Annotated in this window: 14 protein-coding genes; 9 read left to right on the plus strand and 5 right to left on the minus strand. The window is 60.9% G+C overall.

Features of this window, described 5'->3' with window-relative positions; genetic code table 11:
* Window positions 1-38: 38 nt before the first annotated feature.
* From hflX to H3Z84_RS15130, 5 genes are all read left to right on the plus strand, one after another.
* Window positions 39-1,340: a ribosome rescue GTPase HflX gene (gene hflX, locus H3Z84_RS15110; protein ID WP_323127011.1), complete on the plus strand. Its 1,302-nt coding sequence runs from the start codon at window positions 39-41 to the stop codon at window positions 1,338-1,340.
* Window positions 1,341-1,418: 78 nt separating this feature from the next.
* Window positions 1,419-2,591 (plus strand): FtsH protease activity modulator HflK, encoded by a 1,173-nt coding sequence (gene hflK / locus H3Z84_RS15115; RefSeq protein ID WP_199458040.1) that lies wholly within the window; start codon window positions 1,419-1,421, stop codon window positions 2,589-2,591.
* 3 nt (window positions 2,592-2,594) lie between these two features.
* Window positions 2,595-3,470: a protease modulator HflC gene (gene hflC / locus H3Z84_RS15120; protein WP_199458041.1), complete on the plus strand. Its 876-nt coding sequence runs from the start codon at window positions 2,595-2,597 to the stop codon at window positions 3,468-3,470.
* Between the two features lie 172 nt (window positions 3,471-3,642).
* On the plus strand, window positions 3,643-4,824 hold the full coding sequence (locus tag H3Z84_RS15125; RefSeq protein ID WP_199458042.1) for an ATP phosphoribosyltransferase regulatory subunit: 1,182 nt from the start codon (window positions 3,643-3,645) through the stop codon (window positions 4,822-4,824).
* Window positions 4,825-4,905: 81 nt separating this feature from the next.
* Window positions 4,906-6,201 carry an adenylosuccinate synthase gene (locus tag H3Z84_RS15130; protein ID WP_022990698.1) on the plus strand — a complete coding sequence of 432 codons (1,296 nt, stop codon included), beginning with the start codon at window positions 4,906-4,908 and terminating at the stop codon, window positions 6,199-6,201.
* Window positions 6,202-6,286: 85 nt separating this feature from the next.
* Here H3Z84_RS15130 and cmoB read toward each other — a convergent pair whose 3' ends face one another.
* From cmoB to H3Z84_RS15150, 4 genes are read right to left on the minus strand one after another with little or no spacing between them, the layout of a single operon-like run.
* On the minus strand, window positions 6,287-7,279 hold the full coding sequence (gene cmoB / locus H3Z84_RS15135; protein ID WP_199458043.1) for a tRNA 5-methoxyuridine(34)/uridine 5-oxyacetic acid(34) synthase CmoB: 993 nt from the start codon (window positions 7,277-7,279) through the stop codon (window positions 6,287-6,289).
* A gap of 21 nt (window positions 7,280-7,300) precedes the next feature.
* Window positions 7,301-8,059 carry a carboxy-S-adenosyl-L-methionine synthase CmoA gene (gene cmoA, locus H3Z84_RS15140; RefSeq protein WP_199458044.1) on the minus strand — a complete coding sequence of 253 codons (759 nt, stop codon included), beginning with the start codon at window positions 8,057-8,059 and terminating at the stop codon, window positions 7,301-7,303.
* A complete protein-coding gene (locus H3Z84_RS15145; protein ID WP_199458045.1) occupies window positions 8,052-8,420 on the minus strand; it encodes a kinase in 369 nt (122 codons plus the stop codon). The genes cmoA and H3Z84_RS15145 overlap by 8 nt, the downstream gene beginning before the upstream one ends.
* A 20-nt stretch (window positions 8,421-8,440) precedes the next feature.
* Window positions 8,441-9,460, minus strand: coding sequence for a serine/threonine protein kinase (locus H3Z84_RS15150; protein WP_199458046.1), 1,020 nt, complete (start codon window positions 9,458-9,460; stop codon window positions 8,441-8,443).
* Between the two features lie 112 nt (window positions 9,461-9,572).
* On the opposite strand from H3Z84_RS15150, the gene H3Z84_RS15155 reads away from it, so the two are divergent.
* The gene (locus H3Z84_RS15155; RefSeq protein WP_199458047.1) at window positions 9,573-10,694 is read left to right on the plus strand and encodes an NAD(P)/FAD-dependent oxidoreductase; all 1,122 of its coding nucleotides are present in this window, start codon (window positions 9,573-9,575) and stop codon (window positions 10,692-10,694) included.
* On the opposite strand, the gene H3Z84_RS15160 is transcribed toward H3Z84_RS15155, so the two are convergent.
* Window positions 10,691-11,419: a ComF family protein gene (locus H3Z84_RS15160; RefSeq protein WP_199458048.1), complete on the minus strand. Its 729-nt coding sequence runs from the start codon at window positions 11,417-11,419 to the stop codon at window positions 10,691-10,693. The two genes, H3Z84_RS15155 and H3Z84_RS15160, sit on opposite strands and share 4 nt — an antisense overlap.
* Before the next feature lie 51 nt (window positions 11,420-11,470).
* On the opposite strand from H3Z84_RS15160, the gene bioB reads away from it, so the two are divergent.
* From bioB to bioC, 3 genes are all read left to right on the plus strand, one after another.
* Complete coding sequence (gene bioB / locus H3Z84_RS15165; protein WP_199458049.1) at window positions 11,471-12,538, plus strand: biotin synthase BioB; 1,068 nt, start codon at window positions 11,471-11,473, stop codon at window positions 12,536-12,538.
* 355 nt (window positions 12,539-12,893) lie between these two features.
* Entirely contained in the window at window positions 12,894-14,081 is a 1,188-nt protein-coding gene (bioF, locus tag H3Z84_RS15170; protein ID WP_199458050.1) for an 8-amino-7-oxononanoate synthase, read from the plus strand.
* Window positions 14,078-14,902 carry a malonyl-ACP O-methyltransferase BioC gene (bioC, locus tag H3Z84_RS15175; RefSeq protein WP_199458051.1) on the plus strand — a complete coding sequence of 275 codons (825 nt, stop codon included), beginning with the start codon at window positions 14,078-14,080 and terminating at the stop codon, window positions 14,900-14,902. Before bioF ends, bioC begins: the two co-directional genes overlap by 4 nt.
* Window positions 14,903-15,062 lie beyond the last annotated feature (160 nt).

Here is a 15,062-nt window from a genome sequence, read left to right on the forward strand (position 1 = left end):
GAGTGGCCGCGGGTGTTTGTTTTTATGGAGTAGACCGAATCTTGTTTGAACGTCCTGACGTCGGAGAACGGGCGGTTCTCGTCCACATCGATTTTACCGCCCACGAAGACACTGAAGACCCGGGCGAGTTCCGGGAACTGGTTACCTCGGCCGGCGTTGAGCCGGTTGCCAGCGTAACCGGAACGCGGAAGCAGCCCAGCCCCCGGCTGTTCGTAGGGGAGGGCAAGCTGGAGGAAATCCGTGATGCGGTTGCCGCCAGCGAGGCCGATGTGGTGCTGTTTAACCACGCCCTGAGCCCCAGCCAGGAGCGCAACATCGAACGGGAGTTGCAGTGCCGGGTACTGGACCGTACCGGGGTCATCCTGGATATCTTTGCCCAGCGTGCCCGCACCCACGAAGGTAAGCTGCAGGTAGAACTGGCCCAGCTCGAGCATATGTCGACCCGGCTGGTACGGGGCTGGACCCACCTGGAACGCCAGAAGGGCGGTATCGGCCTGCGCGGCCCGGGTGAAACCCAGCTCGAAACCGACCGCCGGCTGCTGCGTGAACGCATCAAATCCATCCACAAGCGGCTGGAAAAGGTTCGTAAACAGCGGGACCAGGGCCGCCGTGCCCGGAAGCGGGCAGATATCCCGACCCTGTCCCTGGTGGGCTACACCAACGCCGGCAAATCCACCCTGTTCAACCGGATTACAACTTCCAGCGTATATGCTGCAGACCAGTTGTTCGCAACCCTGGACCCGACCCTGCGCCGGCTGGAACTTCCGGACATAGGGCCGGTCGTAGTGGCGGACACGGTGGGCTTCATCCGGCACTTGCCTCACAAGCTGGTGGAAGCCTTCCGCGCGACGCTGGAAGAAACTATCCAGGCGACGATCCTGCTGCATGTGATCGATTGTCATGACGATCGTCGTGATGAAAACATCGAGCAGGTCGAAGAAGTGCTGGCAGAAATCGGCGCCGATGAGATTCCCCAGTTGCAGGTGTTCAACAAGATTGACCTGTTGGAAGATTTCGAGCCCAGGGTAGACCGTAACGAAGAAGGTATTCCGGTGCGGGCCTGGGTATCGGCGGTCACCGGCGCTGGTCTGGACTTGCTGTTCGATGCCATTGTCGAGCGGCTCGCAGAAGACGTCGTGCATCACTTTGTTGTGCTCGGGCCGGCCGATGGCAAGCTTCGGGCATTGCTGCACGAAGCCGGCTCGGTGCTGAGTGAGGAGCATCGGGACACCGGTGAATCGGTAGTAGAAGTAAGATTGCAGAACCGGGACTGGCAGCAACTGCTGAGCCGGGCAGGGGTGCGTGAAGACGCCATACGCCTTGAGCAGCGGATCGCCTGAATCCACCCGGCTATTGCCGGGGGCAGGATAAATCCCTAGTATTTGCAGCCATTCGATAAAACACGAACGGAGAGAACTATGGCCTGGAACGAACCGGGTGGAAACCGCAACGACAACGATCCCTGGGGGACCGGTGGTCGTCGCGGCAATGATCAGGGTCCGCCAGACCTCGACGAAGCTCTGAAAAAGGGCCTCGACAAACTCAACCGGATGCTGGGCGGCAAAGGCGGCTCTGGCTCCGGCAACAACGGCAGTAGCTCGGGCGGTAGCAGTGGTGGCTTTGGTGCCATCCTGGCCATCGCAGCGATCCTGGTTGTCGGTTACGTGATTTACCAGTCGTTCTACACCGTAGACGAACAGGAGCGCGCCGTTGTGCTGCGTTTCGGTGAATACAGCCGTACCGAGAGCCCGGGCTTGCGCTTCAAGGTGCCGTTGATTGATAACGTTTACAAGGTGCGGGTAACGAACGTACGTACTGCCCAGTCCTCCGGCCAGATGCTGACCCAGGACGAGAACCTGGTGACCGTGGACCTTCAGGTCCAGTACCGGGTGGGTGATGCCAAGGCCTACGTGCTGAACATCCGGGATTCCAACCAGGCCCTGGCCTTTGCCACCGACAGTGCCCTGCGCCATGAAGTGGGTAGTTCATCCCTGGATGACGTACTGACCGAAGGCCGTGCCGAGCTGGCTGTGCGGGTTGAACAGCGGTTGCAGAGCTTCCTGCGTGACTATGGCGCGGGTCTTGAGATCGTTCGTGTCAACGTGGAAAGCACCCAGCCTCCGGGACCGGTGCAGGACGCCTTCCGTGAAGTTCAGCGTGCCCGTGAAGACGAGCAGCGCCTGAAGGAAGAAGCGGAAACCTACCGTAACAAGATTGTTCCGGAAGCCCGGGGCCAGGCCCAGCGCATGATTGAAGAAGCCAGCGCCTACAAGGAAGAGGTGATCGAGCGGGCCCGTGGTGAAACCGCGCGTTTCAATCAGTTGCTTGCCGTGTATGAAAACGCCCCGGCGGTTACCCGTGAGCGTATGTACATCCAGGCCCTGGAACAGGTTCTGGGTAACAGCAGCAAGATTTTTGTCGACACCGAAAGCAGCGGCAACATGATGTACCTGCCCCTGGATCGTCTGACTCAGGGTCGCCTGCCGGCGAACAGTTCCGGTAACCAGCAGCTCGATATCCAGACACTGACCGACCAGGTACTGCAGGAACTGCGTACCCGTCAGGACACCAACATCCGGAGGAGCAGATAAGCCATGGGACCTAAAGGTGTAGTGGGTCTTGCAGGCGCCCTTATTGTTGTCCTGCTCGTGCTGTCCAGCGTGTACATCATTCCCGAAACCCACCGTGGCGTGAAACTGCGTTTCGGTGAGTTGGTGGAAACCAACATCCAGGCAGGCATCCATTTCAAGGTGCCGGTGATCGACCAGATCCGTGAGTTCGATATCCGGGTGCTGACCATGGACCTTCCCTCCCGCCAGTACCTGACGGTGGAGAAGAAGCCCCTGGATGTGGACTCCTACGTGGCCTGGAAAATCCGTGACGTAGACCAGTTCTACCGGGCTACCGGTGGTGACGAGTTCCGTGCCCAGACGCTGATCCTGTCCCGCGTGGACAACGGCCTGCGTGACGAGTTCGGTATCCGCACCATGCACGAGGTGGTATCCGGCCAGCGTGATGAGCTGATGCACACCCTGCGGGACCGTGCCAACGAAACGGCCATCAAGGAATTCGGTATCGAAATCCTGGATATCCGGGTCAAGGCCATCGAACTGCCGGGCTCCGTCAGCGAGAACGTGTATCGCCGGATGGCGACCGAGCGCCAGAAGCTGGCCCAGGAATTCCGTTCCCGGGGCCAGGAGCTGGCTGAAGGTATCCGTGCTGATGCGGACCGTCAGCAAACCGTTATCCTGGCAACGGCCTTTGCCGAAGCTGAGGAAACCCGCGGTGAGGGTGACGGTGAAGCCGCCCGGATCTACGCGGACTCCTACGGTGCTGACGAAGAATTCTACAGCTTTTACCGTAGCTTGCAGGCGTACCAGAACACCTTCGCCGGCAAGGATGACATCATGGTCATCGACTCCGACAGCAACTTCATGAAGTTCCTGAAGGACCCTGCCGGCGCCAACTGATCGGCCCGCAGGCACTGAAAACCGGAATACTCAGGTATTCCGGTTTTTTTGTGTCTGCCAAGGGTGTAGAATTCTGGCGGTTTTGTGCGGGTATTTTTGGCCCGCTCATCCTGAACCCTGAGTCATTCCCCCGGCACGTGGCCGGAAAGGGAAAAACGGACAACCGAATCTCATGACTGTATCTGATCGCTGGTTACTGCCAGATGGTGTCGAAGATATTCTTCCACCGCTGGCCGGACAGATCGAATCCCTGCGCCGGGAAGTAATGGACACCTGCCAGCGTTGGGGCTACCAACTGGTAATTCCCCCGCTGATCGAATATCTCGAGTCCCTGTTTACAGGCACCGGACACGACCTGGAACTGCAAACCTTCAAGCTCACCGACCAGCTGACTGGCCGGATGATGGGTGTGCGCGCCGATATGACGCCCCAGGCCGCCCGCATTGATGCCCACACGCTGGGTCAGGACGGTATTACCCGCCTGTGCTACGCCGGCCATGTTCTGCATACCCGCCCGCGCCACATGCTGACCGGCCGTACGCCGATCCAGGCCGGTTGCGAACTGTTTGGCAGTGCCTCTGAATCTGCAGACCTGGAAGTGATCAGCCTGATGCTGGAGGCCCTCCGGTTGGCTGGCCTGCCCCGGGTGCACCTGGACCTTGCCCATGTTTCCATCTACGAAAGCCTGATCTCTGCGGCCGGCTTTGACAAAGACACCGAAGCCTCGGTGTTTGATGCCATGGCGCGCAAGTCGGTGCCTGAACTGGATGAACTGTTGGGCGATTGCGCCGAAGGCTCAGCCGGTGCGCGCCTGCGCAAGCTGGCTCGGGTAAACGGTGGCGTGGAAGCGCTGGATGAAGCCCGCAGTATTCTGGGTGGCGCTTCCGATGCCCTGGATGCTGCCCTGGACCAGTTGTCCCGGGTGGCAGACATGCTGCAGAGGGACTATCCGGAAGTGAGCCTTGGCTTCGATTTCTGCGAGCTTCGCGGCTACAACTATCACACCGGCCTGGTATTTGCTGCCTATGTGCCCGGCCACGGCGACTCGGTTGCCAAGGGTGGTCGCTACGACGCCATCGGCAGCGATTTCGGCCGCGCCCGCCCGGCGACCGGTTTCAGCCTGGATATCCGGGCCCTGGTGGCCCTGGGGCAGCGCTCTGTTCAGCGTCCGGGCTCTGTCTGGGCACCAGCAGATGCCGATCCTGCCCTCGAGCAGGCGGTCGCCGCGCTTCGGGCAACCGACACCGTCATTCGGGCACTGCCTGAAGATGCACACACCGATCCGGCCTCAAAGGGCTGCGACCGGCAACTGGTCAAGCGTGACGGCCAGTGGATTCTGGAAGCTCTGGGCTGAGACAGCGCCCGTTGCTTGCTGATATTTTCGCGTAAATTTGCAAGGCGCCTGCCTCCGGGCTGCCTGATGTGAGAGATAATCATGGGTAAAAATGTAGTTGTGCTGGGCACCCAGTGGGGTGATGAAGGCAAGGGCAAGATTGTCGACCTTCTGACAGACAAGGTGTCTGCCGTTGTACGGTTCCAGGGTGGCCATAACGCCGGTCATACCCTGGTAATCGATGGCAAGAAGACCGCGTTGCACCTGATTCCGTCCGGTATTCTGCGTAAGGACGTCCAGTGCCTGATCGGTAACGGTGTGGTTCTGTCGCCGGAAGCCCTGCTCAAGGAAGTCCGTGAACTGGAAGCTAACGGTGTGCAGGTTCGTCAGCGTCTGAAGATCAGCCTGGCCTGCCCGATTATCCTGCGTACCCATGTTCGTATCGACCAGGCCCGCGAGCGCGCCAAGGGTAACGACAAGATCGGCACCACCGGTCGTGGTATCGGCCCTGCCTACGAAGACAAGGTGTCCCGTCGCGGCGTACGTGTCGGCGATCTGTGCAACAAGGCCGACTTTGAAGCCAAGCTGCGCGAAATCATGTCTTACCACAACTTCGTGCTGACCGAGTACTTCAAGGAAGAAGCGGAAGATATCGATGCGGCCCTGGAAGAGCTGATGCAGATGGCGGAGGAAATCCTGCCCATGTCTGCCGACGTAACCGACATCCTGCACGACTACCGCAAGCGCGGCGAGCACATCCTGTTCGAAGGTGCCCAGGGTTCGCTGCTGGATATCGACCTGGGTACCTACCCATACGTAACGTCGTCCAACACCACCGCGGGCGGCACCGCCACCGGTTCCGGTTTTGGCCCGCTTTACCTGGACTACGTACTCGGTATTACCAAGGCCTACACCACCCGCGTGGGCTCCGGTCCGTTCCCCACCGAGCTGTTTGATGCCATGGGCGAGCACCTGGCCGTGAAGGGTAACGAAGTGGGCACCACCACGGGTCGCTCCCGCCGCTGTGGCTGGTTTGACGCCGTGGCCCTGCGCCACGCGATCCAGATTAACAGTGTGTCCGGCATCTGCCTGACCAAGCTGGATGTTCTGGACGGCCTGGAAACGGTAAAGGTCTGCGTGGGTTACAAAACGCCGAACGGCGAGATTACCCGTCCGCCCATTGGCTGTGACAGCTATGCCGACATCGAGCCGGTGTATGAAGAGCTGCCGGGCTGGAGCGACAGCACCGTAGGCCTGACCAGCGTCGACCAGTTGCCGGAGAACGCCAAGGCGTACATCCGCTTCCTGGAAGAGCAGATTGAAGCGCCGATCGACATCATCTCTACCGGTCCTGACCGTATCGAGACCATTACCCTGCGCCATCCTTTCGGGGAGTAACGGCCGGGAGTAAAAAAAACCGCCTGCAGCGAGAGCTTCAGGCGGTTTTTTCGTTTCTTTTCTTTTCGTTTCAGGGTGACAGACTTCAGGGCTTTTCAGCGATGATGGTTGCCCGCTTTGGCCCCGGGTAGCCTTCGATGGTTTTCGAGGGGTCGTCCGGGTCCAGGAAATCTTTCAGGGAATTGAAGCGCATCCAGTCGGTACTGCGCTGCTCATCGGTGGTGGTGTCGCTGACATCCACCACCCGGGCATTGCGGAAACCGGTGCGGTCGAGCCAGCGCAGCAGGGTGGGGCAGCTGGGCAGGAACCAGACATTGCGCATCTGCCCGTAGCGGTCTTCCGGCATCAGGCTGTAGCCCCCCGGGCCGTCCACCACCAATGTTTCCAGCACCAGTTCGCCGCCCCGGCGCAGGGTGCCTTTCAGCTCCAGCAGGTGGTCCAGAGGCGAGCGGCGGTGATACAGCACGCCCATAGAGAAGGTGGTATCGAACAGCTCCAGGTTCTCCGGCAGGTCTTCCATGCGCACTGGAAGCAGGTCGACCGGTACGTTGTCCAGATACCCCTTTACCGCCAGGAACTGGAACATGAACAGCAGTCCCGGATCGATACCCACCACCCGTTTTGCCCCGGCCCCCGCCATACGCCAGCAGTGATAGCCGGAGCCGCAGCCCACATCCAGGATAGTGCGCCCGTTCAGGTCCGCCAGGTGCGGTGCCACACGGTCCCATTTCCAGTCCGAACGCCATTCGGTATCAATGTGGGTGCCGAAAAACTCGAACGGGCCTTTGCGCCAGGGCATCAGGCCGCGCAGGCCTTGCTCAAGGCGTTCCGCCTGCTCCGGAGAAAGAGGCTCTGGGCCTGACACCGTCACCGCAGAGGCGTTGAGGTCGACGGTGGCATCAGTCACCGATGGCAGTGCGTCAAGGGCGGCCTGCCAGCGGGCCATGTCGCCGTGGGGGTTGTCTTCAAAACGGCTGACCAGTTGGCCGGTGAGCACGCTGGCCCAGACCTGTTGGTTCTCGCCGTTGAGGTAGTCCAGGAACGGAGTGAAATGGGTACGCCAGTCGAAAGCTGCCATGGTTCTTGGTCGGTCTCGGAATCAGGGGTTCTTGATGGCCAGCATGGAAACAAAGTTGAAGCACTGATACCACACCAGTACCTGGTCAAAGCCGGCGTTCATGAGTCGTTCGCGGTGGGCCGCCAGGGTTTCCGGGATCAGCACGTTTTCAATGGCGGACCGCTTCTGGCTGATTTCCAGGTCGGAGTATCCGTTAGCTCGCTTGAATTCATGGTGCAGGCGGGTCTGGGTATCCTGCTCGATATCCGATTCAAAGCGGATTTTTTCCGACAGGATCAGCACGCCGCCCGGCAGGGTGGCATCGGCAATGCGGGTCAACAGATCCAGCCGCTGTTCGGGGGGCACAAACTGCAAGGTAAAGTTGAGGGTGGTTACCGAGGCCTGGCTCAGTTCCGTCGCCAGAATGTCTTCGCACCGGAGGGTGACCGGCAGTTCGTGGTCATCCAGGGCAATGTAATGTTCGCAGCGCTCGATCATTGCGCCGGAGTTGTCCACGCCCACCAGGGTGCAGTCACCGTAGGGAATGCCGTGGCGCATGGCCAGGGTGGATGCGCCCAGGGAACAGCCCAGGTCATAGCAGTGGGAACCCGGTTGCACGTACTGCTCGGTGATCACTTCGATCATCGGAATAATGGTGGTGTAGCCGGGCACCGATCGGCGGATCATGTCCGGGAATACGCGAGCAACCGAGGCATCAAAGCGGAAGTCTTCCGGATTGCGTTCCGTGGCAAACAGGCGGTCGGTCAGTTGCTCCGGTTGTGTCGGCTTGCGGTCACTCATTGCCGGCTTCTCCGGCGGGTTCGGAGGCCAGGTCCTTGTCGGTGGGTGAAGGCCGCTGGCAGCGGATACCGCGATTCTTGTAGTCCACCAGGATGCCCCGGAAAGACGGGTCCACATCGGCAGCAATGGCCAGGTAACCGTTATCACACACCGCATGCAACTCGGAGGACTTGCGGGACATCCGGAACTCCTCGCCCGGCTTGATGTGGATGGCCTGGAAGTCGCCCACCGGCACATGGTCCTTGTTGTCCGAGTGGTCGATGCGGCCGCTGGCTTCCAGCGCCAGCACGGTGCCCACTACAGCCACCAGGGCGGTGACAATCAGGCTGCGCACGGAATAACGGTTTTCGTTGTCGCTCATTGCTTACCTCTTTACGAAATTCAGTATTGCCCGGGCAGGGAAATGGCTGGCTCCTGCAGGGCCGACAGTTGCTCACGCAATGCCAGGACCTGGTCGGACCAGAAACGGGGCTGGGCAAACCAGGGGAAGAACCGGGGGAAGGCAGGGTCTTCCCAGCGCCGGGCCAGCCAGGCGCAGTGGGCGATCTGCCGATAACAGCGCAAGGGTTCGATCAGGTGCCGCTCCCGGCGGTTGAAGTCCCGGAACATTTCATAGCCTTCCAGCAGCTCGCCCAGCTGGCTGCCCCTTTCCGTGGCCTCGCCGTTCAGCAGCAGCCACATATCCTGTACCGCGGGGCCGGTGCGGCAGTCATCCAGGTCGACAAACAGCATGGTTTCGTCACGACACAGGATGTTGCCGGCGTGGCAGTCTCCGTGAATGCGCAGGGTGTCGACAACACCGGCCTCTTCGATCCGCTGCTGGCAGCCCCTGACCAGGTCCGGAATCAGGCTGTCCCATGCCGGCCGGAGATCGTCGGGCACCCAGCCACCCTCAATCAGCAGGGCATTATGATCCTGAATGCCTTGCACCAGATCAAAGCCGGGGCGGTGCTGAAAGCTTTTGGTGGCGCCCAGGTTGTGGATCTGGCCCAGCCACTGGCCGAGACGATACAGGGTGCCGGTAATGCTGGTGTCCGGCGCCTGCCCGCCCCGCTGGGGGAACACTGCGAACCGGAAGTCGCCATGCCGGCCAAGGGATTCGCCGTTCTCCATGATCATGGGGGCGATGACCGGAATGTCTGCGGCCTGCAGCTCCAGGGAAAACCCGTGCTCTTCCATAATGGCTGCATCTGACCAGCGCCCCGGCCGGTAAAACTTGGTGATCACCGGCGGACCCTCTTCCAGCCCTACCTGGTACACCCGGTTTTCATAGCTGTTCAGGGCGAACAGCCGGCCACTGACTTCAAAACCGGCGTCTTCCATGGCGTCCAGGATCACTTCGGGTGTGAGGCTGTCGTAAGGGTGGGTAGACGCGGCTATGTCTGAAGACTCGGTGTTCATAAGGCCCAACTGGAAGCAGGATTTGGCGCAAAGTATACCTGTTATGGGGGCTCAGGTAATGCAACGGCCCGCTAACTGCGGTAATTTCTGCATTCCGTGCCGGACAGCAGGAATGATCGTGAGCGAAGAGGTTTATAAAGTACAGACAGTCGTCATCGGCGCTGGCGTGGTGGGGCTGGCGATTGCCCGTGAGCTTGCCGCTACCGGGCGGGAAGTCATCGTTCTGGAGGCGGGCCCCCGCTTTGGTGAAGGCATTTCTTCCCGAAACAGCGAGGTTATCCACGCCGGCCTCTACTATCAGCAGGATTCCCTGAAGGCCCGCTTCTGCGTGCGTGGCCGCCAACTGCTGTACGACTACTGCCGGAGCCGCAAGGTGGGCTACCGCAAGTGTGGTAAGTGGATCATCGCCACAGACGCGGCCCAGAGCGAAAAGCTGGCCGGCATTCGTGAACAGGCGGCCCTGAATGGCGTTTCGTTGCAGCTGGCAGCCGGTCAGGACATCACCCGGAAAATTCCGGTTATTAATGCCGAAGCTGGTTTTTGGTCACCGGAAACCGGCATTGTCGACAGCCATGGCCTGATGTTGTCCTTACTGGGGGAGCTGGAAGACGCTGGTGGCCAGCTGGTACTCAGCAGCCCGGTGACGGCCGTTTGCTCGAACGGCCCGCTCCATACCCTGACCGTTGGTGGAGCTGCCGGCGTAACCCTGCAGGCCCGGGAAGTGGTCAATGCCGCAGGCCTCGGCGCTCCGGCCCTGGCCGGTAGCTGGCAGGGCTTGCCGGATACTGCCCGCCCCCGGCAATGGCTGGCCCGGGGCGTCTACTTCAGCTACAACGGCAAGCATCCTTTCGACAGCCTGATTTATCCGTTGCCAGAACCGGGTGGCCTCGGCGTGCACCTGACCCTAGACCTGGCCGGCCAGGCGCGCTTTGGCCCGGACGTAGAGTGGATTGATTCCGAAGATTACACCGTCAACCCGGAACGGGTGCATCGATTTGTGGAAGGTATCCGGGCCTGGTGGCCGGGCATGGACGCCGGTCGCCTGCAACCCGCCTACGCCGGTATCCGCCCCAAGCTTACCGGCCCTGAGGGCGGCTTCTTCGATTTCCGTATCGATGGCCCCCAGCAACATGGCCTGGCCGGGCTGGTTAACCTGTTCGGCATAGAGTCCCCGGGGCTCACGTCCAGCCTGGCCATCGCCGGGTATGTGAAATCGTTGCTTGCGGATACCTAACCCGGAGTTCGTGCCAGGGCCCAGACCTGAATATCCCGGGCACCGGCGTCGCGGAGCGCATCAGCCAGCAGCTTCGCCGTTGCCCCGGTGGTCACCACGTCATCCACTATGGCGACCCGCGCCGGCACCGGCCCGCACACCTCAAAAACCCCCGCCAGGTTGACCAGCCGTTCGGCCCGGTTCAGTGTCCGCTGGGCCGTTACCCGCCGTCGACGCCGAACCACATCGCCAGCGACCGGAATATCCAGCTGTGAACCGACGAACTCGGCAATATCCCGGGCCTGGTTGAAGCCTCGCTGCCACCTGCGTGACCAGTGCATGGGGGCGGGAATAAGGGCATCGGGCCGTTGATCGGCAGCCAGTTGTTGTTCGAGAAACTCACCGAAGCCGGCCAGAAGTGGCCGCACAAACTTTCGGTGGCCGTTGTACTTGTAGCGGCCGATCATGCCGTCTACCGGGAACTGGTAGCGCCAGGGAATCAGTGCGCGGGAAAAGGGTGGTTTTGCCACCTGGCATTCCCCGCACTGGAGCCCGGGGGTGGCAAAGGGCAGCGGCAACGCACAGGTGTGGCAGGCCCAGCGAATGGCTGGAAGGTCGTCCCGACAGCCCTGGCACAACCCGAAGCTGGCATGGGGCGAAAGACAGGTGACGCAGCGGCCACCTCGTTTTGCGCTGTTAACCTTTTGGCTGATCAGGGTTGACAGCGATTTCAGTCCGTTTATCATCGCGGTTTATCCGTAAACCAAAAACCTTGCGAAGGTTAACAGGACTTTGCCATGACCGCTACTGCCCTCCGTCACGACTGGACGCTTCAGGAAGCCCGGGATCTTTTCAACTTGCCGTTCAACGATTTGCTGTTCCGCGCCCAGACGGTTCACCGGGAGCATTTCGACCCCAACGAAGTGCAGGTCAGCACCCTGTTGTCGATCAAAACCGGCGCCTGCCCGGAGGACTGCAAGTACTGCCCCCAGAGCGGTCATTACAACACCGGGCTGGAAAAGGAAAAGCTGCTGGAAATCGAAAAAGTGGTCGCAGAAGCCCGCGCAGCCAAAGAGAAGGGCGCCTCCCGGTTCTGCATGGGTGCCGCCTGGCGCAGCCCGTCCAGGAAAGACATGCCGTATGTGCTGGATATGGTAAAGCAGGTGAAATCCCTGGGCATGGAAACCTGCATGACCCTGGGCATGCTGAAAGAGGAGGAGGCCCGGGAGCTGGCCGAGGCCGGGCTGGACTACTACAACCACAACCTGGACACCTCCGAGAAGTACTACAACCACATCATCACCACCCGAACCTACCAGGATCGGCTGGATACCCTGGATAACGTGCGCAAGGCCGGCATGAAGGTGTGCTGCGGCGGCATTATGGGTATGGGCGAAGACGAAGACGACCGGGTAGGGCTGCTGGTTCAGCTCGCGAACCTGCCCCAGCATCCGGAGAGTGTGCCGGTGAATATGCTGGTGAAAGTGAAGGGCACGCCGCTGGAGAATGTAGACGACCTGGACCCCTTCGAGTTTGTTCGGATAATCGCGGTGGCGCGGATTCTGATGCCGGCGTCCCATGTTCGCTTGTCTGCGGGGCGGGAGCAGATGAATGAGCAGATGCAGGCGCTGTGCTTTATGGCGGGTGCCAACTCCATCTTCTACGGCGAGAAACTTCTGACCACGTCCAACCCTGAGGCGGATGCGGATATGCAGTTGTTCCGTAAGTTGGGTATCCGGCCAGAGCAGCGGGAGCAGTGTGCTACGGAGGAGCAGGAGGTGGAGGCGCTGTCTGATGCCGTCGAGTATGAGGCTACGCGGCATCTGTTCTATGACGCGAGTCGGGAGTCGGCTGCCTCAGTCTGACTTTGGTCTTGGCCTTTCACCGGGGCTCACGGTGCAGGGCCGCAGGGCGGGGTCCCCTTTCCGGGACTCGCTCAAGACGTCCCTGTGCGCTCAGGTCGGGCCATCCATGGCCCTCTATGGTCCCGGAAAGGGGACCCCGCCCCGCGGCCAGTAAACCTGGGCGATTGTGACCCTGCAGGCTACGCCCCAAGTGAGCGGCGAACCGGATAGGGCTTTCCGGGACTATCTTTCGCCAGGGATGGCGAAAGCTAAGCGCACAGGGATGTCTTGAGCGTGTCCCGGAAAGCCCTATCCGGTTTGGCGCGACAGGCGTTGTATGCAGGCTCGGTTTTCTCCGTATTGGGTGATGGAATTTATGCGTGACTTTCGGGCTGAGATTGAGCAGCGAAAACAAGCCGGTTTGTACCGGAGCCGGCGCCTGGTGACGGGGCCGCAGCAGCCGGAGTTGGTCGCTGACGGGAAGCCGCTGCTGTCGTTCTGTAGTAACGATTATTTGGGGCTGGCGAATCACGCAGGAAACATCGCAGCGCTGCGGGATACGTTGCCAGAAACCGGTCTGGGCGGCGCCGCTTCTCACCTGGTTTGCGGCCATCACGACGCCCATCATCAGCTGGAACAGCGGCTGGCGGAGTTCACGCAGCGTAGTTCAGCGTTGTTTTTCTCGACTGGATACATGGCCAACCTGGGTGTGATTTCAGCGTTGGCGGGGCGGGGGGATACGATTTTTTCGGATCGGTTGAACCATGCTTCGATTATCGATGGCTGCGTTCTGAGCCGGGCGAAGGTGCGCAGGTATGCCCATGGAGATGTGTCTGCGCTGGAGGCGATGCTGGCGGAGACGTCGGGCCACAAGCTGGTGGTAACCGATGGCGTGTTCAGTATGGACGGGGACGTGGCGCCGTTGAAGGAGCTTGCCCGGGTGTGTAAGGCCCATGACGCCTTGCTGGTGGTGGACGATGCCCACGGTATTGGTGTGCTTGGCCCGCAGGGGCGGGGCAGTGTGCTGGCGGCGGGGTTGTCGGAGGCGGATGCGCCGGTTTTGATTGGCACCCTGGGCAAGGCCGTGGGCACCAGCGGGGCGTTTGTGGCCGGGCCGGAGGTGTTGATGGATTACCTGGTGCAGAAGGCGCGCACATACATCTACACCACCGCCATGCCGCCGGCACTGGCGAAAGCGACTTGCGCCAGTATCGATCTGATCGAGCGGGATGATGCGCGCCGGTCACATTTACAGGCCTTGATTGCCCGGTTCCGTGCCGGTGCGCAGGAATTGGGTTATCAGCTGATGCCCTCGTACACGCCCATCCAGCCCATCATGGTGGGTGATAATCATGCCGCACTGGCACTAAGCCGGGCGCTGGAGGAGCAGGGCATACTGGTCACCGCCATCCGCCCGCCCACGGTGCCGGAAGGCGAAGCCCGGTTGCGGGTGACCCTGAGCGCCGCGCATTCGGAAGCGCAGGTTGATCGGTTGTTGAAAGCCTTGGCCCAGTGCCGCTCCCTGTTACCGGAGCAGGCCGTTCAGGAGTCGGTGGCGGTATGAGTGCCTATAGCGATCTGACGGCAATAGCCCGTTCCGAAGGCGGAACCGGCAGCAAAGCCTGCATCGCCCGGGGCTTCGGCAGCGCCAGCGGAACCTACGACAGCGCCTCCCGCCTGCAAAAAGCCATGGGCGACACCATGCTCGCCCGCATTCCCGAAAATTTCGAGCCAGCAAGCATCCTGGACCTCGGCTGCGGCACCGGCTGGTTCACCCGCAAACTGGCAAACCAATACCCGAACGCCGCCATCACCGGCGCAGACCTGGCCCCCGGCATGCTGCAACAGGCCCAAGCCCGCAGCCCCGAAACCATCACCTGGCTCAACGCAGACGCCGAACAGCTCCCGCTGGCGGACAACAGCGCCGACCTGATCTTCAGCAACCTGATGATCCAGTGGAGCGCCCGCCCTGAAACCGTGCTGGCGGAATGCCAAAGAATCCTCAAACCCGGCGGCACCCTCGCCATCTCCACCCTGCTGCACGGCACCCTGGAAGAGCTCAAACAAGCCTGGGCCGAGGCCGACCCCGGCCAACCCCACGTAAACCGTTTTACCCACCATACCGACTGGCAGCAATTAACCAGCCGGCAACTCCCCGGTTCCACCCTCGAGACGGCAACCCTCACCTTGCCCTATGATTCCCCCATGGCCCTGAACCGTGAGCTCAAGCACCTGGGTGCCGTGTTCAAAGGCGAAGAGCGACGCAGAACCGTTACCGCTCCGGGAAGGTTCAAAGCGATGTGCGCGGCCTATCCAAAACAGGGCTATGGCGAAATCATCGCCAGTTATCACGCTGGATGGTTGTACTGGACAAAGGCAACCTGAGAGTCGTTTTCAAGTAATCCACAAATTGACCATCAGCAGGACGGCAAACACAAACGTTTGCGGAGAGGGTGTGGGCAGGTCTTTCCGGGACTATCTTTCGCCATGGATGGCGAAAGCTAAGCGCACAAGGACGTCTCGAGCGTGTCCCGGAAAGACCTGC

The sequence above is a fragment of the Marinobacter sp. bablab_jr003 genome (assembly GCF_016464245.1).
Lineage (GTDB): Bacteria > Pseudomonadota > Gammaproteobacteria > Pseudomonadales > Oleiphilaceae > Marinobacter > Marinobacter vinifirmus.

What these genes read in the sequence shown, in the direction of transcription:
- H3Z84_RS15125 (WP_199458042.1), top strand. Translation starts at nt 3,643, where the DNA reads ATGACTGTATCTGATCGCTGGTTACTGCCAGATGGTGTCGAAGATATT.
- hflC (WP_199458041.1), top strand. Translation starts at nt 2,595, where the DNA reads ATGGGACCTAAAGGTGTAGTGGGTCTTGCAGGCGCCCTTATTGTTGTC.
- H3Z84_RS15145 (WP_199458045.1), bottom strand. Translation starts at nt 8,420, where the DNA reads ATGAGCGACAACGAAAACCGTTATTCCGTGCGCAGCCTGATTGTCACC.
- H3Z84_RS15150 (WP_199458046.1), bottom strand. Translation starts at nt 9,460, where the DNA reads ATGAACACCGAGTCTTCAGACATAGCCGCGTCTACCCACCCTTACGAC.
- bioC (WP_199458051.1), top strand. Translation starts at nt 14,078, where the DNA reads ATGAGTGCCTATAGCGATCTGACGGCAATAGCCCGTTCCGAAGGCGGA.
- bioB (WP_199458049.1), top strand. Translation starts at nt 11,471, where the DNA reads ATGACCGCTACTGCCCTCCGTCACGACTGGACGCTTCAGGAAGCCCGG.
- hflK (WP_199458040.1), top strand. Translation starts at nt 1,419, where the DNA reads ATGGCCTGGAACGAACCGGGTGGAAACCGCAACGACAACGATCCCTGG.
- H3Z84_RS15155 (WP_199458047.1), top strand. Translation starts at nt 9,573, where the DNA reads ATGATCGTGAGCGAAGAGGTTTATAAAGTACAGACAGTCGTCATCGGC.
- H3Z84_RS15130 (WP_022990698.1), top strand. Translation starts at nt 4,906, where the DNA reads ATGGGTAAAAATGTAGTTGTGCTGGGCACCCAGTGGGGTGATGAAGGC.
- cmoA (WP_199458044.1), bottom strand. Translation starts at nt 8,059, where the DNA reads ATGAGTGACCGCAAGCCGACACAACCGGAGCAACTGACCGACCGCCTG.
- bioF (WP_199458050.1), top strand. Translation starts at nt 12,894, where the DNA reads ATGCGTGACTTTCGGGCTGAGATTGAGCAGCGAAAACAAGCCGGTTTG.
- cmoB (WP_199458043.1), bottom strand. Translation starts at nt 7,279, where the DNA reads ATGGCAGCTTTCGACTGGCGTACCCATTTCACTCCGTTCCTGGACTAC.
- H3Z84_RS15160 (WP_199458048.1), bottom strand. Translation starts at nt 11,419, where the DNA reads ATGATAAACGGACTGAAATCGCTGTCAACCCTGATCAGCCAAAAGGTT.